At 43.3% G+C, this 20,712-nt stretch carries 18 protein-coding genes; 9 read left to right on the forward strand and 9 right to left on the reverse strand.

The window, feature by feature from the left end; all coding sequences use genetic code 11:
- Positions 1-39: 39 nt before the first annotated feature.
- The 3 genes from FX988_RS08260 to phoB form a co-directional block, all read right to left on the reverse strand.
- A complete protein-coding gene (locus tag FX988_RS08260) occupies positions 40-1,644 on the reverse strand; it encodes a hypothetical protein (RefSeq protein ID WP_160179186.1) in 1,605 nt (534 codons plus the stop codon).
- 232 nt (positions 1,645-1,876) lie between these two features.
- Positions 1,877-3,187, reverse strand: a complete 1,311-nt coding sequence (gene phoR / locus FX988_RS08265) for a phosphate regulon sensor histidine kinase PhoR (RefSeq protein WP_160179187.1) — start codon at positions 3,185-3,187, stop codon at positions 1,877-1,879.
- A 61-nt stretch (positions 3,188-3,248) separates the two neighbouring features.
- Positions 3,249-3,938 (reverse strand): phosphate regulon transcriptional regulator PhoB, encoded by a 690-nt coding sequence (gene phoB, locus FX988_RS08270; RefSeq protein WP_006991307.1) that lies wholly within the window; start codon positions 3,936-3,938, stop codon positions 3,249-3,251.
- Between the two features lie 257 nt (positions 3,939-4,195).
- Between phoB and FX988_RS08275 the strand changes: the two genes are divergently transcribed.
- Both FX988_RS08275 and rdgC read left to right on the forward strand, forming a co-directional pair.
- Positions 4,196-5,929 carry a sensor histidine kinase gene (locus tag FX988_RS08275; RefSeq protein WP_160179188.1) on the forward strand — a complete coding sequence of 578 codons (1,734 nt, stop codon included), beginning with the start codon at positions 4,196-4,198 and terminating at the stop codon, positions 5,927-5,929.
- Between the two features lie 92 nt (positions 5,930-6,021).
- The gene (rdgC, locus tag FX988_RS08280; protein ID WP_160179189.1) at positions 6,022-6,927 is read left to right on the forward strand and encodes a recombination-associated protein RdgC; all 906 of its coding nucleotides are present in this window, start codon (positions 6,022-6,024) and stop codon (positions 6,925-6,927) included.
- A gap of 91 nt (positions 6,928-7,018) precedes the next feature.
- On the opposite strand, the gene FX988_RS08285 is transcribed toward rdgC, so the two are convergent.
- On the reverse strand, positions 7,019-7,855 hold the full coding sequence (locus FX988_RS08285; RefSeq protein ID WP_160179190.1) for an HDOD domain-containing protein: 837 nt from the start codon (positions 7,853-7,855) through the stop codon (positions 7,019-7,021).
- Between the two features lie 269 nt (positions 7,856-8,124).
- Here FX988_RS08285 and FX988_RS08290 point away from each other — a divergent pair, with 269 nt between their 5' ends.
- Together FX988_RS08290 and FX988_RS08295 are read left to right on the forward strand one after the other, a co-directional pair.
- Positions 8,125-9,807, forward strand: coding sequence for a dipeptidyl-peptidase 3 family protein (locus tag FX988_RS08290; protein ID WP_160179191.1), 1,683 nt, complete (start codon positions 8,125-8,127; stop codon positions 9,805-9,807).
- Between the two features lie 188 nt (positions 9,808-9,995).
- Positions 9,996-11,846 (forward strand): putative bifunctional diguanylate cyclase/phosphodiesterase, encoded by a 1,851-nt coding sequence (locus FX988_RS08295; protein WP_254700785.1) that lies wholly within the window; start codon positions 9,996-9,998, stop codon positions 11,844-11,846.
- 71 nt (positions 11,847-11,917) lie between these two features.
- Here the strand turns inward: FX988_RS08295 and FX988_RS08300 are convergent, their stop codons facing one another.
- The 4 genes from FX988_RS08300 to folB are packed head-to-tail and all read right to left on the reverse strand — an operon-like array spanning position 11,918 to position 13,979.
- On the reverse strand, positions 11,918-12,283 hold the full coding sequence (locus tag FX988_RS08300; protein WP_013754522.1) for a histidine triad nucleotide-binding protein: 366 nt from the start codon (positions 12,281-12,283) through the stop codon (positions 11,918-11,920).
- A gap of 24 nt (positions 12,284-12,307) precedes the next feature.
- On the reverse strand, positions 12,308-13,108 hold the full coding sequence (locus FX988_RS08305; protein ID WP_160179192.1) for an undecaprenyl-diphosphate phosphatase: 801 nt from the start codon (positions 13,106-13,108) through the stop codon (positions 12,308-12,310).
- Positions 13,105-13,623 (reverse strand): 2-amino-4-hydroxy-6-hydroxymethyldihydropteridine diphosphokinase, encoded by a 519-nt coding sequence (gene folK / locus FX988_RS08310; protein WP_160179193.1) that lies wholly within the window; start codon positions 13,621-13,623, stop codon positions 13,105-13,107. The genes FX988_RS08305 and folK overlap by 4 nt, the downstream gene beginning before the upstream one ends.
- Positions 13,620-13,979 carry a dihydroneopterin aldolase gene (gene folB / locus FX988_RS08315; protein ID WP_160179194.1) on the reverse strand — a complete coding sequence of 120 codons (360 nt, stop codon included), beginning with the start codon at positions 13,977-13,979 and terminating at the stop codon, positions 13,620-13,622. The genes folK and folB overlap by 4 nt, the downstream gene beginning before the upstream one ends.
- 76 nt (positions 13,980-14,055) lie before the next feature.
- Between folB and plsY the strand changes: the two genes are divergently transcribed.
- Entirely contained in the window at positions 14,056-14,658 is a 603-nt protein-coding gene (gene plsY / locus FX988_RS08320) for a glycerol-3-phosphate 1-O-acyltransferase PlsY (RefSeq protein WP_160179195.1), read from the forward strand.
- Positions 14,659-14,734: 76 nt separating this feature from the next.
- On the opposite strand, the gene tsaD is transcribed toward plsY, so the two are convergent.
- Positions 14,735-15,748 (reverse strand): tRNA (adenosine(37)-N6)-threonylcarbamoyltransferase complex transferase subunit TsaD, encoded by a 1,014-nt coding sequence (gene tsaD, locus FX988_RS08325; RefSeq protein WP_160182133.1) that lies wholly within the window; start codon positions 15,746-15,748, stop codon positions 14,735-14,737.
- Positions 15,749-15,967: 219 nt separating this feature from the next.
- On the opposite strand from tsaD, the gene rpsU reads away from it, so the two are divergent.
- The 4 genes from rpsU (at position 15,968) to rpoD (ending at position 20,619) form a co-directional block, all read left to right on the forward strand.
- Positions 15,968-16,183 carry a 30S ribosomal protein S21 gene (gene rpsU / locus FX988_RS08330; RefSeq protein ID WP_006991319.1) on the forward strand — a complete coding sequence of 72 codons (216 nt, stop codon included), beginning with the start codon at positions 15,968-15,970 and terminating at the stop codon, positions 16,181-16,183.
- Between the two features lie 84 nt (positions 16,184-16,267).
- Entirely contained in the window at positions 16,268-16,711 is a 444-nt protein-coding gene (locus tag FX988_RS08335; protein WP_160179196.1) for a GatB/YqeY domain-containing protein, read from the forward strand.
- Positions 16,712-16,865: 154 nt separating this feature from the next.
- Positions 16,866-18,632: a DNA primase gene (gene dnaG, locus FX988_RS08340; protein ID WP_160179197.1), complete on the forward strand. Its 1,767-nt coding sequence runs from the start codon at positions 16,866-16,868 to the stop codon at positions 18,630-18,632.
- Positions 18,633-18,777: 145 nt separating this feature from the next.
- A complete protein-coding gene (gene rpoD / locus FX988_RS08345) occupies positions 18,778-20,619 on the forward strand; it encodes an RNA polymerase sigma factor RpoD (RefSeq protein ID WP_201751641.1) in 1,842 nt (613 codons plus the stop codon).
- Positions 20,620-20,712: the final 93 nt, after the last annotated feature.

Consider the following 20,712-nt stretch of genomic DNA (forward strand, 5'->3'; position numbering starts at 1 on the left):
AGGCGCAACTAGGCGCCTATTAATCTAATACAAAATTGGTTACTCGTCGGCTGCTGCGTTTACAAACGCATCGTTAGCCCAGTTATACCAATCAGAAGTTGTATCAGTGTCAGAAATTGCGCCGATGAAGTCAGTTGCTTCAAAGAACGCATCTAGCGTAGAGGCATCAAATGCAGAAATAGTGATGTCAGTGCTGGTGGTTAATGTTGCAAAGCCATTTGCCGCAAGTACGTCAGCGTTTCCGCCCACCACTTCACTTGAGTTTGCTTCGAACCATTCTTGTACTGTGGTTGAATCAGAACCAGAGGTAACTGTTTCACTGCCAGCATTAGCCAATTGAGCACATGCAGCAACAGAGTTATGGATAGAAGCTGAGCCATTTACGATAACTTCTGCAGCATCACCACTGTAGTTAATACACCAGGTTTGTGTCGCAACTGGTTTAACTAATAAAGTGTTGTACCAAGTAGCAGAAATCATGTCATCTAGCTTCATGGCAATTGAAGGGTCACCGTCACGTACAGAGATACCATCAGTGGTAATAACCGTTACGTTAGCAAGTACCGGAGATGATGCTGGCGCTTCTGCTGATGATTCACCTTTAACACCATCAGACTCAAAACCACCGTTACCCATACTCACAGTTTCACCACTGTTATTTACCACTGTGCCTTGCTTGATCAACACGTACTGTGCACGACCCTGCCAACCGGCATCGATGTCCAAGCTATCATCTTGAGTATCAGTGATAACAATGTGCTTAATGTCTACTGCGCCACCGAAGAATTCGATACCATCGTCGTACCCTTGGTAAATATCGATATAATCGATTTCAGTACCTGAGCCTACAGCGAATAAGCTTAAAGAGTTCAAGTCATTACCGGCTTCAGCACCTGACGGTAAGCCACCAGCGTAATGAATTTTCACGAACTTAAGTGTGCCACTGTTATCAGTGTTGTCATTTCCGCCGTAGAAGCTAGTTACGCCTTCACTAACAGCGTTACATGTTGCTGCTGCGCGTTGTGCGTCTGTACACTGATCGGTAATGCCCAAACCATCAATCATGATGCCGCCCCAATCTTGGTATTGAGGACCGCTGCCTACTGCGTCAAGACGAGCGTATGCATTGCTTGAAGTAAAGGTGATTGGGTCAGCATACGTACCTTCTGCTTCAATGTTCGCGCCGCGATTGATTAGAATGAAAGACGTTGTTTGGTTGAATGCAACATCAGCACCCGCATCTACGGTTAACGTCGGGCCATCTGTTTCAATAGAACAAGAATCACTTTCATTGTTACAGCCTTCACCCATCACAAGTGAGCCTAAGAACAAGTGAACACCATCATTACTCAAATCAGTTAGGGTTAGATCTGTAGTAATAGGGTTGCTTGCGCTTACGAATGCAGTGTTATACGTACAATCAGTGCCGTCGTATGAGCCTTGAACAGTTTCACCGCTTGTATTTTCGTAAGATGCACACACATTAGTTGAACCTGAGTCCCCGCCACCCGTGGTTGGGTTAGTCACACTGTTGTCAACACTGTTATCAATAACAGTTGGCGTGACTTTAATATCACCACCACAGCCAGCTAGTAATAAAGCAGTTGCTACTGCCGATGCTTTGAAAAGATTCTTAAGTTCCATGATGTTCTCCGATAAACGAGTGATTTTTTAATGTGTTTTAAAAATTTGCACGAAGATTACCGAAGGTCAGTGACATTTTTGTTACATATAAAAACTGTCAGAAAAGTTTAATAAAACTGTCATGAATAACGCGCTACGACACAGAGAAGTCGTGAAGTGGTTAGTAAAAAATGTTTAATTTCAATAAATTATGCTGTCTATCCGGTGAGACAGCGTTTTTTGAGCTCTCGCCCTAAGATTTCGATTGCTTGACCGATAGTTCATGAGAAAAAGCAAACGAAAACTCACTGCCTTCCCCCACTTTACTTTTGATCCGTAAACGGGAGTTGTGATGATTAAGTACATGCTTAACGATAGATAAGCCCAGACCGGAGCCGCCAGTTTTTCGCGAGCGTGCTTTATCAACGCGATAGAATCGCTCCGTTAGTCGCCCAAGATGTTTCGCTTCAATACCATAACCATTGTCTGTGACTAAATAGGTGGCTTGACCATCAACTAACTTCCACTGAACATGAATTTTGCCCTGTTCTTGGGTGTAATGGATGGCATTGAACAATAAATTAGAAAAGGCGCTGCGCAGCTCAGTTTCCACCCCATAAACCTTGAGGTCTGGGTCTACTTCCATACTTATGGTGTGTTGCTTGGCGGCATTGAGGGTATCGGCTTCAATTTTAATTGTGTTGAGAATGTGCGGCACATCGACAATATTCTCGGTGGCTCGCTCATTACTGGCTTCAATTCGAGAAAGCACCAGTAGTTCTTCTATCAAGCATTGCATGCGAGTAGACTGAGCGCGCATTTCTTCAAACGCCTTCGCTAAAAAAGCTTCTGGGATATTCTTCGCCCCAGGTAAGGTTTCCAAATAGCCATTGATAACGGTCAATGGGGTACGTAACTCATGGGATACATTTGCCACAAAGTCTTTGCGCATTTTCTCTATTTGCGTCAGCTTGGTCACATCCCGTATCAATAGCAGTAAATGTTGGTCGCCGTAAGGCATAATACGGTATTCAAGAATACGTTGATCGTTTACCGGGGACGGCACTTCAATGGGCTTTTCATAGTCTTTTTTATGATAAAACTCGATGAATTGAGGATGACGAACCAAGTTATAAATTCTGCGACCTGCATCATCAGGCCAGCGCAACCCTAACTCAATACGAGCTAGACGGTTACACCAAATAATCGCCGCATTTGCATCGACCACAACCGCGGCATCAGGTAGGGCTTCAGAGCCTTCTCGGAAGCGTTTTACTAATAACCCAAGCTCTTTACGTTTGGCTCGATTTCGCCGCTGCAGCGTATAGATGCCATCATAAATATGCTCCCACACTCCATTTACCTTAGGCGGCGTAATCTTCTTACTTTGCCACAGCCAATGGTTTAAGCGATATATATTCCAATAATGGCCAGCTAAGAGTAATAAAGCGCCAATAGCGATCGCAATACTCAGCTCAGAAAAATACCAACCAAGTAAAGTAACCACAAGAAAATAGGCCGCTACTCGGCCCAGGCTTCTTAGCCATGAGAAAGGGTAGTACATGGCAGCAACTGTTCTCCTTTGCAGCCGACGAACAAGGAAGTCTAAGTATAACCTGCGTAGATTACACTTTTACTGAGAATCGATAACCTGAACCACGAACGGTTTGGATCATGCTATCATGACCAAAGCGAGAGATAGCCTTACGTAAACGACGAATATGAACATCAACGGTTCTGTCCTCTACGTATACATTTGTTCCCCAAACATTATCAAGCAGTTGCTCGCGACTGTATACTCGTTCTGAATGCGACATAAAGAAATGCAATAGTTTAAATTCGGTTGGTCCCATATCAAGGGGCTCGTCATTGGCTGTCGCCCGGTGAGAAACGGGGTCGAGCTTCAAGCCATTAAACTCAATTAATTCATCACTTGATGTAGGGGTCACGCGTCTGATAACTGCTTTGATACGTGCAACCAACTCTTTAGGTGAGAAGGGTTTTGTCACATAATCATCGGCACCAGAGTCCAGACCTCGGACTTTATCTTCTTCTTCGCCACGGGCAGTAACCATGATAATAGGAATATCTCGGGTAAACTCGTGCTGCTTTAAGCGCTTTGCTAATTGCACACCACTGCCACCAGGTAACATCCAATCCAATAAAATAAGATCAGGGTAAGGTTCAACAACCTTTTCTAAAGCAACATCAAAATCTTCTGCTTCAATGGTTTCATAGCCAGATTGCTCTAAGACAAATTTTAACATTTCTCTGATTGGCGCTTCATCTTCAACCAGTAATACTCGTTTGGCCATCTTCAATTTCCTGTTCATGACAAAGTCCGCAATTATTCGTTAGGTCTGTGACATTTTTATTAAAGTTACCATAAAGAGCGTAATAACCCTGCCTAAAACACTTAACTAACGCCATTTTTTTGTCATATTAGAGAAATAAACCACGAAAATTCAGTTAGTTGCTTTTCATGACGGGCATATTGCAGAAATTAATAGTCACTTGTTAATTTTAACTAGAGCGCATATTCTTAATTTTCATGTCTTACTCGGATCAGCAAATGACTAACGAAAAAAGCACCTTATCAAAGAAACTTTTGACACGTGTGCTATCGGTTTATTTCATATTGACTGTCATAGTGACAGCGGGACAAATAGTGACCGAATATGTGAACGCTAAAAGTCATATTGCGGGCGAATTACAGACCTTAAAAAACACGTTTAGCACCAGTTTGACCCGAGCAATGTGGGAATTAAATATGGCGCAAGCCAAATCTATTGCCGTCGGTTTAATGGAGCTTCCAATTGTTGAAGGGGTGCAAATTCGTGACGAAAATGGACAATATATAGCGAATTTAGGACGCACCTCTGAACAGCCTCACTCTCCTATTATCAAGGGGGTTGTGCAAGATCACGTAGGTGGTACGTTCGGTTATAGTTTTCCGTTAATATTTGAGTTTTCAGGACGTACCTCACTGGTTGGCGACGTAGCTTTATATTCCAGCGCGCAAATTATATTTAGTCGAATCGAAGTCGGTATCTTTTTTCTTATTGGTAATGCGATCATCAAAACTGCCTTCTTAGTTTTCTTGTTTATGAGCGCGTTTCGTACCATGTTAACCAACCCATTAAACGAGCTACGCCAACAGATTTCAGACTTCGATATCGATGATTTAGAAACGTCTAAGCTGCATTTGAATGTGCCCGATAAAAATGAATTTACCTTATTAGAACAAGCTTATAATGGCTTAATCGATGGCATGGCTGACTTTCAAAAACGCCTTAACGGGGCTCAGGCTGAACTACAAAACGCCAACCGTTTACTTGACGACCATAATATTTCATTGGAACAAGAAGTTGCCAAGAAAACGGCAACATTAAGCAAAATCATGCTCGATTTAGAGCAGCAGAAAGACGAGCTCATTGTCAATCAACGAGAACTGCGCCAAGAAAATGAAAACCGGCAATTTATCGAAGATGAGTTACGCAAAAGAAACAATGAGTTAGCCTCATCGATGGATACGCTTCAATTGGCTAAAGATCAGTTGGTAGAATCTGAACGTATGGCATCTTTAGGTGGATTGGTCGCTGGGATCGCCCATGATGTTAACACCCCACTTGGCGTCGGTGTAACCGCCACCAGCTTTTTACAAGAGAGGCTCAATACCTTAGAAAAAGCCTACCATGAAAAAACACTGACTGGCAGCACGATGAACACGTTTTTGTCAGACGCCCAACAAACTATCACGCTGCTGACCAACAATTTAAATCGTGCCTCGAATTTAATATCAAGCTTTAAGCAAGTTGCCGTGGATCAGGCAAGCGAAGCGGAGCGAGAAATTAACCTCAAAGAATACCTCAATGAGATTATCCAATCGTTAGCGCCAAGTCTGAAAAAAACCCAGCACGTTATCAATATTAGCTGCCCTGACAGTGTCGTGATTGTTTGTGCTCCAGGTATGCTAGCGCAAATATTTACTAATATGGTGATGAACTCCATTATTCATGGATTTGAAGACATGAGTAAAGGCACGATTGACATTAAAGTCAGCCAACAGCCTGAAACACTGACAATCGATTACAGTGATAATGGCAAAGGCCTACCTAAAGACTCTTTAGCAAAACACTTTGACGCTTTCTACACCACACGCCGCGGAAAAGGTGGCAGTGGCTTAGGTACGCACATTATGTACAACTTGGTAACGCAAACCCTTAAAGGCGATATTGAGGTGTTCAGTGAACCAGGTCATGGTTTACAATATGTGCTGACGATCCCGCTACATTCTCAACGCTAGGTTTGGCAGTTTTAGCTAAAGACTGCTAGGCTAGCGACCATTTTTATTTATCCGATATTGTTTTCAATTTCTTATCAACGGACATTCATTTTATGTGGTTCAAAAACCTTAAACTTTACCATTTGACGCAAACCCTCGAGTTAACAGAAGAAGACATTCAAGACAAACTTGCCGAGTTTCCATTTCGCCCCTGCGGCTCTCAAGAGCTTGCGACTATGGGTTGGACATCCCCCGTAGGCCAAGGTGAAATGCTAGTACACAGCGCCGGCGGCAAGTTTTGGTTAACGTTAAAAAAACAAGAGCGAATTCTTCCTGCTGCTGTCGTAAACGCAGAATTAGCCGACAAGGTTGCATTAGTAGAAGCCGAAACAGGTTCGAATGTGGGCAAAAAAGCCCAGCAAGAAATGAAAGAAGAAATCATTCAACGTTTATTGCCTCAAGCATTTACCAAAAACAGCTTTAGTCATGGTTTTATTTCCACCCAAGATAACTTGGTTGTGGTCGATGCCAGTGCTGATGGCAAAGCAGAGACCTTCTTAGCCATGCTGCGCAAAGCCCTAGGTTCATTACCGGTTGTGCCTTTAGCCAAGCAAAGCGTACAAGAAGAGCTGACCCATTGGCTAACCGATGATGCCGTGCCAAATGATGTGGTGATCCTTGAGGAAGCCGAACTTCGCTCTATGGAAGAGGACGGTGCGATTGTACGCTGTAAAAATCAAGATCTTGGCAGTGAAGAAATCATGAACCATTTAAGCGCTGGCAAAACAGTGCAAAAAGTGGCTATCGAATGGGACGAAACGTTTAGCGCCTTATTGCAAGAAGACATGGCAGTTAAACGCTTAAAATTCACCGATGTCATGACTGAGCAAAACGACGATATTCCAAAAGAAGACAAACTGGCGAAAATGGACGCTGATTTCGCCTTGATGTCTGCTGAGATTGTTCGTTTCTCAAAACGCTTGGTTGAAATATTCAATTTGCAGCAAGACCAAGAGTAATACCAATCACGTAAATAAGTGTCGAACGCTAAAACGATATAAGCCAGCATAATGCTGGCTTATTGCTATAAAGTGCTATACCTGTGGCCTGCTAAGCAAAAATAGCCGAGGCGCTATCGTACAACTCTTGGTAATCTTCAGATTGCAAGGTCGATAAATCAGCTAAAATACCTTTTTGCACAGCTAAATTAAGCAAAGCGTCTTTCTGAGAATCAAACTGCCCAGCCAAAACCGCGCCTAAACGGGTAAAATCAAGATAAGAAATCATATCTGTTTGCACAGTCATGTCATGCCAGTTTTCGGCGACATTGACAAACTCTTGTTCGAAGCCCCACTCACGCATGATGCTAGCACCAATTCGTCCTGCTAATTTATCAATTGCCACATTCAAAAAGGTGGGATTGGCAAACACTTCAGGGTGGCGCTCCGCTTCAGTAAGAATCGGTAGTACACCTATGTTATGCACCAGCGCAGCCAATGTCATAGTATCAAGGTTAAGTGTACGGTTCTTCGTTTCCTTGATATGAAGCTGCATCACAGCCATAGACGCCGCAACAACCTTTAGATTTTGTTGCCAAACCTTCTCTAAGTAACTTTTAACAATGTCATTTTTTGAGACAAATAGCTGCTCCATGGCCAATGCAGTGGCAATGTTTTTAATTTGACGCAAACCGATACGAGTAACAGCTTGAGAGGTAGACGTGACCTTGACACTACGTCCCATGTAAGAACTGTTCGATATTTTGATCATGCGCGCAGAAAGTGATGGATCTTGTCCAATCACATCTGCCATTGCATTGAGATTAATATTCGGGTCATCGGCAGCTTTACGTACTTTAAGCGCAATTGCCGGTAGTGTTGGTAGAACTAAGGTATCGTTGTTTATTTTCTCGACCAAGATAGTTAATAGCGCGTTCTCTGTAGACATTTTCCAACCTATTGTGTGTATCACTCATTGTTTAGCTAGTTCACTTACTATAGCAACCTAGCACCAATCTGCATCCAAGCATTTGATATAATTGACGAAGCTAACCTTCTTCAGACTCTGCTTTTTCATCCACGTCGTTCAAATAATCCTAACATAGAATTTTCATTTCACGACCCGTCTTTATAAATATCTCAGTTTACGGATAATTTACTCTAGAGATATTGCGTGTTAAAAGACTCACTACTTTTGTATTTCTTAAAGGTTTTACTATGTGGAAAAAATCCATTATCAGCGCCATGTGCGTCGCTGTACTGACTACAGGTTGCACATCTTCATCTCAAACTGCACCCAATTCAGGGTCAGCAGCGGCAACTCAGCCTCTTACTCTTCTTCCGGATAGCGAGAATCGTTTAGATATATATCAAGCGGTTCCATTAACGGCTGATTTGTCTTCACTATCAGCCAACCAAAAGAAAATGCTTAGCCTGCTGATAGATGCCAGCAAGATAATGGATGATTTATTTTGGCAGCAAGCTTACGGCAGCGATAAAGCGCAGTTTTTAGCGCGTATTACAGATAACGATGTGCAAAAATTTGCTGCGATCAATTATGGCCCTTGGGACAGACTAAATGGCGATAAACCATTCTTAACCAACACAAAAGATAAGCCGTTAGGTGCGCAGTTCTATCCACAAGACATGACAAAAGACGAGTTCGAGCAGAGCCAGTTCGCCGATAAGACAGGTTTGTACTCTATGGTAGTGCGCAATGAAGATGGCTCACTTTCTTCAGTGCCTTATGCCGAGTACTTTTCTGAGCCATTGCAAAAGGCGGCGGCTCTTTTAAATAAAGCGGCGACGTTAGCTGATGACACTGAATTTGCTCACTATCTCAATTTACGCGCCAAAGCGCTGCTGTCAAACGAGTATCAAGCATCTGACTTCGCCTGGATGGACATGAAAAACAACCCCATCGAATTGGTCATTGGCCCTATCGAAACATATGAAGATCAACTATTTGGTTATCGAGCCGCATTTGAAGCTTACGTGCTTCTCAAAGATCTTAGTTGGAGTGAACGCCTGAGTAAATACGCAGCGTATCTACCAGAGTTACAAGCGAACCTTCCGGTTAGTGATGCATACAAAAAAGAAATGCCCGGTGCAAACGCAGATTTAAATGCTTACGATGTCATCTACTATGCGGGTCACTCAAATGCAGGCAGCAAAACTATCGCAATAAATTTACCTAATGATGAGCAAGTGCAATTGGAAAAAGGCACACGTCGCTTACAATTGAAAAATGCGATGAGGGCAAAGTTTGAAAACATCTTAGTGCCAATTGCAAATGAACTGATCGTGCCAGAACAAAGAAGTAACATTACCTTTAATGCCTTCTTTGCAAACACCATGTTCCATGAAGTCGCTCACGGATTAGGCGTAAAAAACACCATCAACAATAAGGGAACGGTTCGTCAAGCCTTGAAAGAACATGCTTCAGCGTTAGAAGAAGGTAAGGCTGATATTTTAGGCTTGTACATGGTTAGCCAATTATTGGAAAAAGGCATAATTAGCGAAGGCACCCTTGAAGATTATTACACCACCTTTATGGCTGGGATTTTCCGTTCGGTGCGCTTTGGTGCAAGTTCCGCACACGGCAAAGCAAACATGATCCGCTTCAATTTCTTTCAAGAGTATGGGGCATTTAGCCGCAATGCTGACGGTCTATATAAGGTCAATATGGCGAAAATGAGTGAAGCCATAGATGCATTATCTCGTCTAATTCTAACCTTACAAGGTAATGGTGATTACGCTGGGGTAAGCAAGCTTGTCGCAGATAAAGGCGTGATTAAACCTGGACTGCTTGCGGATTTAGCCCGCTTAACTGAAGCTGAGATCCCAGTCGACATCACTTTTAAGCAAGGTAAAAATATACTTAAGTTAAATACGCAATAACTTAATTGCTTGATTTTTATACGATCGATTTCAATTGCTGTGCTAGATTTACTTTTACGTAAAATATTTGGAAGTAAAAGACCATTAACAGCAATCAATCTCTGGTAAAAAGTACTGAAAAAGATGCCGCTGAGCTGCTGTACCAAAACAGCATAGGCGGCATTCTCGTGTCTCTTTTTGCAGCATCCATGCTGGTCTTCGCTTTTGATAATACCAACTTGGTTGAGTTTAAACATGCATGGTGGTGGGTGATGCTCGCTATTATTAGTGTGCGTTTGATTGACTCAATTTGGTGGAGAGCGCGACAAAAAGGCACTGAATATAATGGTCGCCATGCCACTCTTCGCTTTATAAGCGGTACGTTTGCAACTGCCTTCATGTGGTGTATTTATTGTTTAGGCGTGTATGCCTCTGCAAATACAGTTGAATTAGCCAGCACCATCATTATTGTGGCAGCCATGGCTGGCGGTGCAGCTAGCGTGTTAGCGGCGCATAAAAAAACCGCGATGTCTTATTCGTTTATTCTACTTGTGCCATTTTCAATTGCGTTATTACTGTCAAACGATGACTACCGGCAAGTACTGGGCGTTTTGGGCTTATCGTTTGGGCTCGTAATGAGTATCAGTGCCAAAAAAGCGGCAGAGTTCACTTCCCAAGCGATTCTTCTAAAAAATGAAAATGCCTCATTAGTTGAGCATATGGAAGCGCAAGTAGAAAAGCGAACGCGAAAAATCTATGAGCTTTCCAACCTTGACCCACTTACCGGACTGTATAATCGAACCGCATTTCTCAATCACTTGAAACTTACGCTTGAGCACTGCGTGACGCAACACCAACCTATGGCACTGTTATTCATTGATTTAGACGGTTTCAAGAAAATAAACGATACGATAGGACATGACGCGGGCGATCAAATACTCACCCAAACAGCTCAACGTTTAAAAGAGCACTGCGTCGACCAGCAATTATTATGTCGTTGGGGAGGTGACGAGTTTTTGATTGCGCTGCCTAATACGCAACAAGCGTCAGCCGTAGCCCAAGCGAAGAACTTGATAGAACACATTTCTCAAGCCTATTTGTTCGAAAATACGCAGCTCTCCCTAGGTGCAACTATAGGCATTTCACTTTATCCCCAGCATGCTGATAATGAATTGCAGCTTATTCAGCTCGCAGATATGGCTATGTATTATCAAAAGAAACGGGCTATTTCCACGTCCGGCGTATTCTCAAAAGAGCTAGGTGATAAACTCGTTCGTGAACAGTATCTAAAAGATGGTCTAGCGAGAGCCATTGAAAATAAAGAGCTTAGTTTATCGTTTCAACCGATTATGGCGTCAGATAACAGCGAGATCTGCGCATTTGAAGCCTTGTTGCGCTGGCAAAAAGAGCAAGAACATATTTCTCCTGCAGAATTTATTCCCATTGCTGAACAACACGGTTTAATACGCAAAATCGGTACTTGGGTGCTAAACAAAGCATGCTTCGTTGCTGCGTCTTGGCCAAAGCCTATTGCCGTGAGCGTGAATGTATCCGTGAGTCAATTGCAATCAGATGACTTTATTACCATCGTTGAAGAAGCGTTGCTCACCAGCGGACTGCCAGCCAATTTACTTCATTTAGAAATCACTGAATCGGTCTTCTCGTTCGATAAAGACATCATGATAGCCCGTATCAAGATATTGCAAAGTCGAGGTATCAAGGTCTCAATTGATGACTTCGGTACGGAATATTCTTCTTTATCCGTCATGCAGGACCTAGCAGTCAATACAGTTAAAATAGATCGTTCATTTGTCAGTCGCTTAGACTCAAGTGGATTAGCCATCGTACAAGCTGTGGTCAATATAGCCCATGCATTTGATTATTTGGTCGTCGCTGAAGGGGTCGAAACCAGAGAACAAGCGATTATTTTACAAAATCTAGGGGTGCATTTTTCTCAGGGTTTTTACTTTTCAAAACCCATTCCAGAAAAAAATGTGCTGCAATTTATTAAGAATCCATGCGTTAAATTAACGCATGACGAAGTGAGGCTAACAAGTTAGTACTAAAGCATCTCCAATAAAAAAGCGAAGTTTGCACTTCGCCTTCCCTCTTTTCAGCCTATATCGATTAGCTATTCGATTTTCAATTTATCACTATAAGGTGGCCAACCCAGCGGCTTACCAGCAAGCACGTGCAAATGTATGTGATAGACAGTTTGCCCGCCGTATTCATTGCAATTCATTACGGTACGATACCCCTGCTCTGCTAACCCATGCTCCTTTAATATTTGCGCTGCGACCCATGAAAGGTGCCCTACCACCTCGCGATCGCACTTCTCAATATCATTAATCGTTGCTATGGCTTTCTTTGGTATCACCAAAAAATGCATTGGTGCTTGCGGGTTTATATCTTTAAACGCCAATGAGATTTCATCTTCATAAAGGATCTCAGCAGGGATCTCTTTATTGATGATTTTAGTAAAAATCGTTTCACTCATTTTAAAGCTCCTTTCTCATTATGATTATGCGAAAACAAACAATAATAGGATCACGCCAAGTAACATGCGGTATATAACGAAAGGCAACATACCAATGCGTGAGATCCATGCTAAAAACAAGTAGATACATGCATAGGCGCTCACGAAGGATAGAACGGCCCCAATGATGAGCGCATTCCAGTCTACCGGATCTGGGGCGCTGACTAAATCTATCGTCGCTAATAGACCCGCACCAAGGATGACGGGGATTGACAGTAGAAACGAGAAACGCGCAGCGCTTTCTCTATCAAGCCCAAGCATTAGCCCTGCTGTCATCGTAATACCAGAGCGTGATGTGCCGGGGATTAATGCTATGGCTTGTGCCATACCTACAATCAATGCACTCTTCCATGTCATGTCGTAAATATGTTTATTTAAAGCCGCTTTCTTATCAGCATACCAAAGCAACAAACCAAAGCCGATCGTTGTGCAGGCAATCACCAGAGCAGATCGGGCATACTCTTCAATAAAGGCTTTACCCGCAAAGCCAAAGATGAGTGCCGGTATCGTGGCGATAATCACCCACCATGCTAAGCGACTATCGTCAGTTTGGTTTTTGCTAAAACCAGAGCCGAACCAGGCAACTAACATACGCCCAATATCTGCTCTAAAGTAAATCATAACAGCTAGCAAGCTGCCCACATGAACGGCGACATCAAAGGCTAAGCCTTGATTTTCCCAACCCAATAATACGGAAGGTAATATAAGATGAGCCGAGCTTGAAATAGGTAAAAACTCGGTGATCCCCTGGATAATAGCAAGAATAATAATTTCGGTGAGAGTCATTGGCGATTAGCGCTCCATGTAAATTTGATAGGCCATAACTGTTGTTGCGATTTGTCGTATTGCTGCCACAAGGAAAAATAGCTTTTTTTAGCCAGCGGATGTTCTACTTCAGGTGCAATTTCCGCTAAAGGCTGCAATACAAACGCATTGTAGAGGATCTCCGGACGAGGAAGTTCCATCGGGGTTTGAATAATGACATCATCGTATGTCAGTAAATCAAGATCTAAGGTGCGCGGAGCAAACTTTTTGCTTTCCCGAGTACGAAGATTTTGGGTTTCTATTTTCTTTAAGCGATCTACGACCTCCGGTATTGAAAGGGCTGTATCGGCTTGCACGACTAAATTATAAAAATTGTTGCCATCAAAGCCCACAGACTTACTTTCATAAACCGAAGACAGCGTAAGCTCACCGAATGCCGCAAACATAGCATCGAGACCAGCACGAATATGCTGTTCTCGATTAATATTACTGCCAACACTAATGAAAATTGTATGCTGAGGTGCCTGTGCACTCATGTGTCTTTGCGCTCACGGGTGAATTCAACCGCGACATTCTGCGCATCGGCTAAAATATCTGGTTTGCTTAATTTCAAGGTGATTTTCTGTACGGGAAATGTTTCGAAAACGTGGGTGATCATCGCTTGAGCTAACGCTTCAATCAGCGCAAATTTGCTTTGCTTAGCAACCTGTGCGACAGCCTCAGCCACCTCTGCGTAATTTAGCGTATCTGCAACATCATCGCTATAAGCGGGTTTTTGTAAATCGCTGAATAACACGATATCGACCAGCAATCGCTGGGTCGCGTCCCGCTCCCAATCGTACACGCCTATTAGAGATTGCACCTCTAAGCCTTCAATGTAAATTTTATCCATGAAAGATCCGCGCTGTTATTGGTTAAATTTTAAGGTAATCTTGTGGAATTGTACCCCGTTTACAGAACATAAGTACATGACGTCACTTAGCATTTTAATATTTTGTAGCGCTTATTTGTTAGGCTCCATATCGAGTGCGGTATTGATCTGTCGTTTATTTGCCCTACCCGATCCGCGTAATGCAGGCTCAAATAACCCTGGCGCGACAAATGTATTGCGCATTGGTGGTAGATTGCCCGCGGCTTTAGTGTTTATTTTCGATGTACTAAAAGGCACCCTTCCGGTTTATGTGGGCTACTTTTTAGGCATGTCGCCTATTACTCTAGGACTTGTTGGTTTGGCCGCCTGTTTGGGGCATATATTCCCTTTGTATTTTAATTTCAAGGGAGGAAAAGGTGTTGCAACAGCCATAGGGGCCATGCTGCCACTAGGGTGGGAACTGTGCAGTATTTTGTTAACCTGCTGGCTGGTGGTTATTTTCATTACCGGTTATTCATCACTCGCCGCGATTATTTCAGTCAGTCTCGCGCCCATTATCACCTGGTTTGTAAAACCCGCTTATACGATACCTGTTACCATGCTATGTATTCTTATTATCGTACGTCACAGGCAAAATATTATTCGTCTCTTGCAAGGACAAGAAAGCAAAGTGTGGGATAAAGGTAGAACAAAAGAGTAGTACAGTAGGGTGATGTTTCGCCCTACTGTTGATTCGGATACTAAATATAACGAGCGTTAATCAGCACGCTCTCACCTTAGATAGCTTGAAGTTCGTCTAGGGCCCACCTTGGTTGTGCTTTAGTAGCTAAACCTTCCTGCTCACCGGCTTTCAGTCTTTTTAAGCCAGCGTAAGCGATCATCGCCCCGTTGTCGGTACAAAACTCTAAGCGTGGATAAAACACTGTCCCGTTTACTTTTTTCATCATGCTTTCAAATTCGGCACGTAACTGCTTATTCGCACTGACGCCGCCAGCAATCACTAGGCGTTTTAATCCCGTTTGCTTGAGCGCCCGCTTACATTTAATCGCTAAAGTATCTACCACAGCTTCTTGAAACGCATAGGCGATATTGGCTTTCGTCTGCGCTGATTGATCTGAACTACGAATAGTATTTGCAGCAAAGGTTTTTAATCCACTAAAACTGAAATCAAGGCCGGGGCGATCTGTCATAGGGCGTGGAAACTTATAATGCCCTGCTTCCCCTTGCTCAGCCATTTTCGCTAACAAAGGTCCACCAGGATAATCAAGCCCAAGCAACTTTGCCGTTTTGTCAAATGCTTCGCCTGCAGCGTCATCCACCGACTCACCTAAGATTTCATACAGCCCAATACCATCTACGCGCACCATCATCGAATGTCCGCCGGAAACTAGCAAAGCGACAAAAGGGAACTCGGGAGCAGGTTCGTCTAACATAGGCGCTAAAAGGTGACCTTCCATATGATGTACGCCCACCGCGGGAATATCCCAAGCAAACGCCAAGCTTCGCGCAACAGATGAGCCAACAAGCAAGGCCCCAACAAGTCCAGGACCTTTGGTAAAAGCAATACCGTCAATATCGTCTTTTGTGCAGTTGGCGTCTAACAATGCCTGCTTAATTAAAGGGACAATTTTGCGTACGTGATCTCGAGATGCCAACTCAGGCACCACACCACCATAATCCGCATGTAACTTTACTTGACTATAAAGTTGATGAGATAATAGTCCCTGATGTTCATCGTAAACTGCAATGCCTGTTTCATCGCAAGAAGTTTCAATACCAATAACGCGCATAGTAGATGTGGTGTTCCCAGTTGAGGTTAGGCCGCGCATTCTACCTTTCTCATGTGGATTTCTCCATATTAGAGTGAATAATCCGCGACTAATCCAATATTTCCTATATCGGGTCTTTACATTGTTAGCGTATATGATTAAAATTCCGCACCATTTTTAACCGAGCCGGTTATTTTTTGCGCTGGCAGACAAAGTATTTATTTTTGAGGTGAGATTTTAATGCCAATCGTTAAAGTTAGAGAAAACGAACCATTTGACGTAGCGTTGCGTCGTTTTAAACGTTCATGTGAAAAAGCAGGTGTTCTTTCTGAAGTTCGTCGTCGCGAATTTTTTGAAAAGCCTACTTGGGAACGTAAGCGTAAAAAAGCAGCTGCTAAAAAACGTCTTTTGAAGAAGTTGTCTCGCGAAAACGCACGTCGCATCAGATTGTACTAATTCTCTCCTGGGGTATTTATTGTAGTAAATGCCCTTTGCAGTTTTATCTTAGGTTCATTTTAAGTATTTCTTCGAGTCAATTTCATGTCCTTGTTAGATGATTTAAAAAATGCCCAAAAAGACGCAATGCGCGCTAAAGACAAAGTTCGTCTTGGCACAATTCGCATGGCGTTAGCAGCGGTTAAACAGCGTGAAGTTGACGAGCGTATTGAGCTCAACGACAGCGATGTCATTGCTCTGCTTACTAAGATGGTAAAACAGAGAAAAGACGCTGCGAGTCAGTTCGAACAAGCCAATCGTCAAGATTTAGTTGACGTAGAACTTGCTGAGATAGATATTTTGCAAACTTTTTTGCCTCAACCTTTGAGCGAAGAAGAAATCAGCACTTTGATCGACCAAGCAATGGTCGAAACACAAGCGAGTGGTATGCAAGATATGGGTAAAGCAATGGCTTGGTTGAAACCTAAAGTACAAGGTCGAACTGACATGGGAAAATTAAGCGGTCAAATAAAAGCCAAGCTAGCTTAGCTAGACCCCTTAACGTCACCAACAGTAATGTTTAGGTGCCCACATACCCTTCGTAATCAAGCCGCATTTATTTGCGGCTTGTTTGTTTATGCAGACCAAGTATAGTGCTTTTTTGCATCCCTCATACTATGCACGAACAGATTGAGAATTAGACATGAACGGCCGTATACCTCGTGAATTTATTGATGATTTAATTGCTCGCACCGATATTGTCGAAGTCGTAGATAACCGCGTTAAACTCAAAAAAGCCGGTAGAAACTACCAAGCATGCTGCCCGTTTCATAATGAAAAAAGTCCCTCGTTTACGGTAAGCCAAGACAAACAGTTTTATCACTGTTTTGGTTGTGGAGCCCACGGCAATGTCATTTCCTTTTTGATGGAATATGATCGCCTTGAGTTTCCTGAAGCCATTGAAGAACTCGCCCAGTATCACAGTGTGGATGTGCCCAGAGAAAAAAGCTCAACCCCTGCCCCTACGCCTGAGCAAAAACAGCAAAAGGCAGATGATTATGAGTTAATGGAAACCATATCGCGCTATTTTTCTCATCAACTCAAAGTGCACAGTGATAAAGACCGCGCTATTGATTACCTCAAAAAGCGAGGCCTAAGTGGGGAAGTCGTCAAGGCGTTTGGTATAGGTTACGCGCCAACCGAATGGGATGCTGTACTCAGTACTTTTGGACGAAGCCCAGAAGCGCAGCAGCAGTTACTTGATTTAAAGCTGATTACTGAAAATGATAATCGCCGCAGATTCGATTTTTTTCGCGAGCGGATTATGTTCCCTATTCGCGATAAGCGCGGCCGTATTGTGGGTTTTGGTGGCCGTGTACTGGGTGACGGTACGCCGAAATACTTAAACTCTCCGGAAACGCGTATCTTCCATAAAGGCAATGAGCTTTACGGGTTTTATCAAGCAAAACAGGCGCACCGAAACTTACCTAGAATCATGATCGTCGAAGGCTACATGGACGTGGTTGCTTTAGCCCAATTTGATATCAAATACGCAGTCGCGTCTTTAGGAACCGCTACAACGCCTGAACATATTCAGATGCTATTTCGCACCACCAGTGAAGTGGTATGTTGTTATGACGGTGACCGGGCTGGCCGTGAAGCTGCTTGGCGCGCACTTGAGAACGCCCTAGCTTATCTAAAAGACGGTGTAGAAATGAAATTCTTGTTTTTACCCGATGGAGAAGACCCTGATACTCTAGTACGCCAGATAGGCAAAGAAGCATTTGAACAAAAATTGGTGAGTGACGCCGTCCCTTTATCTAAGTTTTTCTTTGATAATTTACTGCAACGTCACCATATTGGTAGTGCAGAAGGTAAAGCGGCATTAAAGGCAGAAGCGATGCCGCTTATTGAGCAAATTTTAGGTGACAATCAACGCGCTATTCTCACATCGGAACTCAGTATGCATATGGGAGACCGCAATCGTCATCGTTTAGAACAAGACGTTGCTAAGGCCAACCAGCATAAAGCTGGTGCAAAATTGGATTTCACCGCACTGAATAAAGCCAAAATATCTCCTGTGAGAATGATGATCCGATTATTGCTTGACCAACCAGGGATTGCCGTTGAATGTCAACAGACAAACCCTGCGGCATTAGGTGATATGCAAGTACCTGGACTCGATTTTCTAACCGAACTATTTGAATTTTGCTTAAACAAACCAAATGCAAATACAGCCCAAGTGTTGGAGCACTTTAGACATCACCCGCAAAGTAAAAATCTAGCCAAGTTACTCGGCTGGGAATACGCCGAAGAAAATCAAGCGTTGGTCTTTAAAGACAGTTTCGCCAAACTACTCGATTGGCACTTTAAAAGTAGAATGGACGAGCTGATGTCAAAAGCACGCTTAGGAAATCTCAGTACAGATGAAAAACAAGAGTTGAATCTACTTGTAAAAGAACAAAAATGACCCAACATCTAGCCCAAGGGTAGTCGAGTCTGCTATACTGGCTAATTCGCTACAGCCTCGAGCCCAAGCAAAGTATTTAGCATTTTGAGCCCGTTAATTCGTTCTCAGGGTGCAATTTTAACCCAAATCGAGAAGTGTAAGGTATATGGTGCAAAGCAAGCAGTCGCAGATAAAACTCCTCATTGCCAAAGGTAAAGAACAAGGCTACTTGACCTTTGCCGAAGTAAATGATCACCTGCCTCAAGACATAGTTGACTCGGATCAAATCGAAGACATTATCCGTATGATCAACGACATGGGGATCAAAGTGTTTGAAAACGCTCCTGATTCCGATGAACTTTTGATGCAAGAAACCACAACTGATGAAGAAGTCGCGGAAGCCGCCGCCCAAGCCTTAGCAACGGTCGAAAGCGAGATTGGTAGAACAACGGATCCAGTACGTATGTACATGCGTGAAATGGGTACGGTTGAGCTATTAACTCGTGAAGGCGAGATTGTTATCGCCAAACGCATTGAAGAAGGCATAAATCAGGTTCAATGTTCTGTTGCAGAATACCCTGAAGCAATTACCTATTTGCTTGATCAGTGGGATATGTACGAAGCAGAAGAGATTCGCTTGAGTGACATTATTGTTGGTTTTGTTGACCCTAATGAAGCAGACAATATTGCCCCTACCGCCACACATATTGGTTCTGAGTTATCCGAAGAAGAGTTGGAAGATGAAGACGATGATGGCGAGGACAGCGATGATGAAGACGAAGAGGAAGAAGACACAGGTCCAGATCCAGAAGAGGCCCGTGAGAAGTTCTCTGAGCTGCGTGTTCAATATGAAAAAACGCGGGATGTCATTGCTTCTGAAGGCCGCTCTCACGCTAAATCACGTAAAGAAATTGATGAGCTAAGCGAAATCTTTAAAGAGTTCCGTTTGGTGCCTAAGCAATTTGACCGCATGGTTAAGAACATGCGCAGCATGATGGATCGCATTCGCGTACAAGAACGTATCGTGATGAAGCACTGTGTTGCTGCGGCCAAAATGCCTAAGAAAGACTTTATCAAAGCCTTTTCTGGTAATGAAACCAGCACGGATTGGCTATACGAGATCATGGCATCTGACGCACCTTATGTTGAAGAACTTAAAGTGCATCAAGAAGAGCTAGAGCGTAGCATCGGCAAGATGAATGCCGTTGAAGAAGAAACCGGCTTAATCATCGCAGATATAAAAGACATTAACCGTCGTATGTCGATCGGTGAAGCGAAAGCGCGCCGTGCGAAAAAAGAGATGGTTGAAGCGAATTTACGCTTGGTTATTTCAATCGCGAAAAAGTACACCAACCGTGGTTTACAGTTCTTGGATCTGATCCAAGAAGGTAACATTGGTTTGATGAAAGCGGTTGATAAATTCGAATACCGTCGTGGTTATAAGTTCTCAACTTATGCCACTTGGTGGATCCGCCAAGCCATCACACGCTCAATTGCGGATCAGGCCCGTACTATCCGTATACCAGTGCATATGATTGAGACAATCAATAAGCTAAACCGTATTTCTCGTCAGATGTTACAAGAAATGGGCCGTGAACCAACACCTGAAGAGTTGTCAGAACGCATGTTAATGCCAGAAGACAAGATCCGTAAGGTACTGAAGATTGCAAAAGAGCCAATCTCAATGGAAACCCCTATCGGTGATGATGAAGATTCACACTTAGGTGACTTCATTGAAGATAGCACGATTGTGCAACCTCTTGACTCAGCTACTGGCGGCAGTTTGAAAAACGCCACTCAAGAAGTGTTAGCCGGCTTAACAGCCCGTGAAGCAAAAGTACTGAGAATGCGTTTTGGTATTGACATGAATACCGATCACACCCTTGAGGAAGTAGGTAAGCAGTTTGATGTTACGCGTGAGCGTATTCGTCAAATCGAAGCGAAGGCTCTGCGTAAATTACGTCATCCTAGCCGCTCAGAGCAACTACGCAGCTTTTTAGACGAGTAGCAGTATCTCACTTAACGATAGGATTTATCGTTAGCTTGAGAAGCGTTACAAAATAAAAACCGGATTTAATATCCGGTTTTTTTTGGTCTATGT

This window comes from Paraglaciecola mesophila (assembly GCF_009906955.1).
GTDB classification, from domain to species: Bacteria; Pseudomonadota; Gammaproteobacteria; order Enterobacterales; family Alteromonadaceae; genus Paraglaciecola; species Paraglaciecola mesophila_A.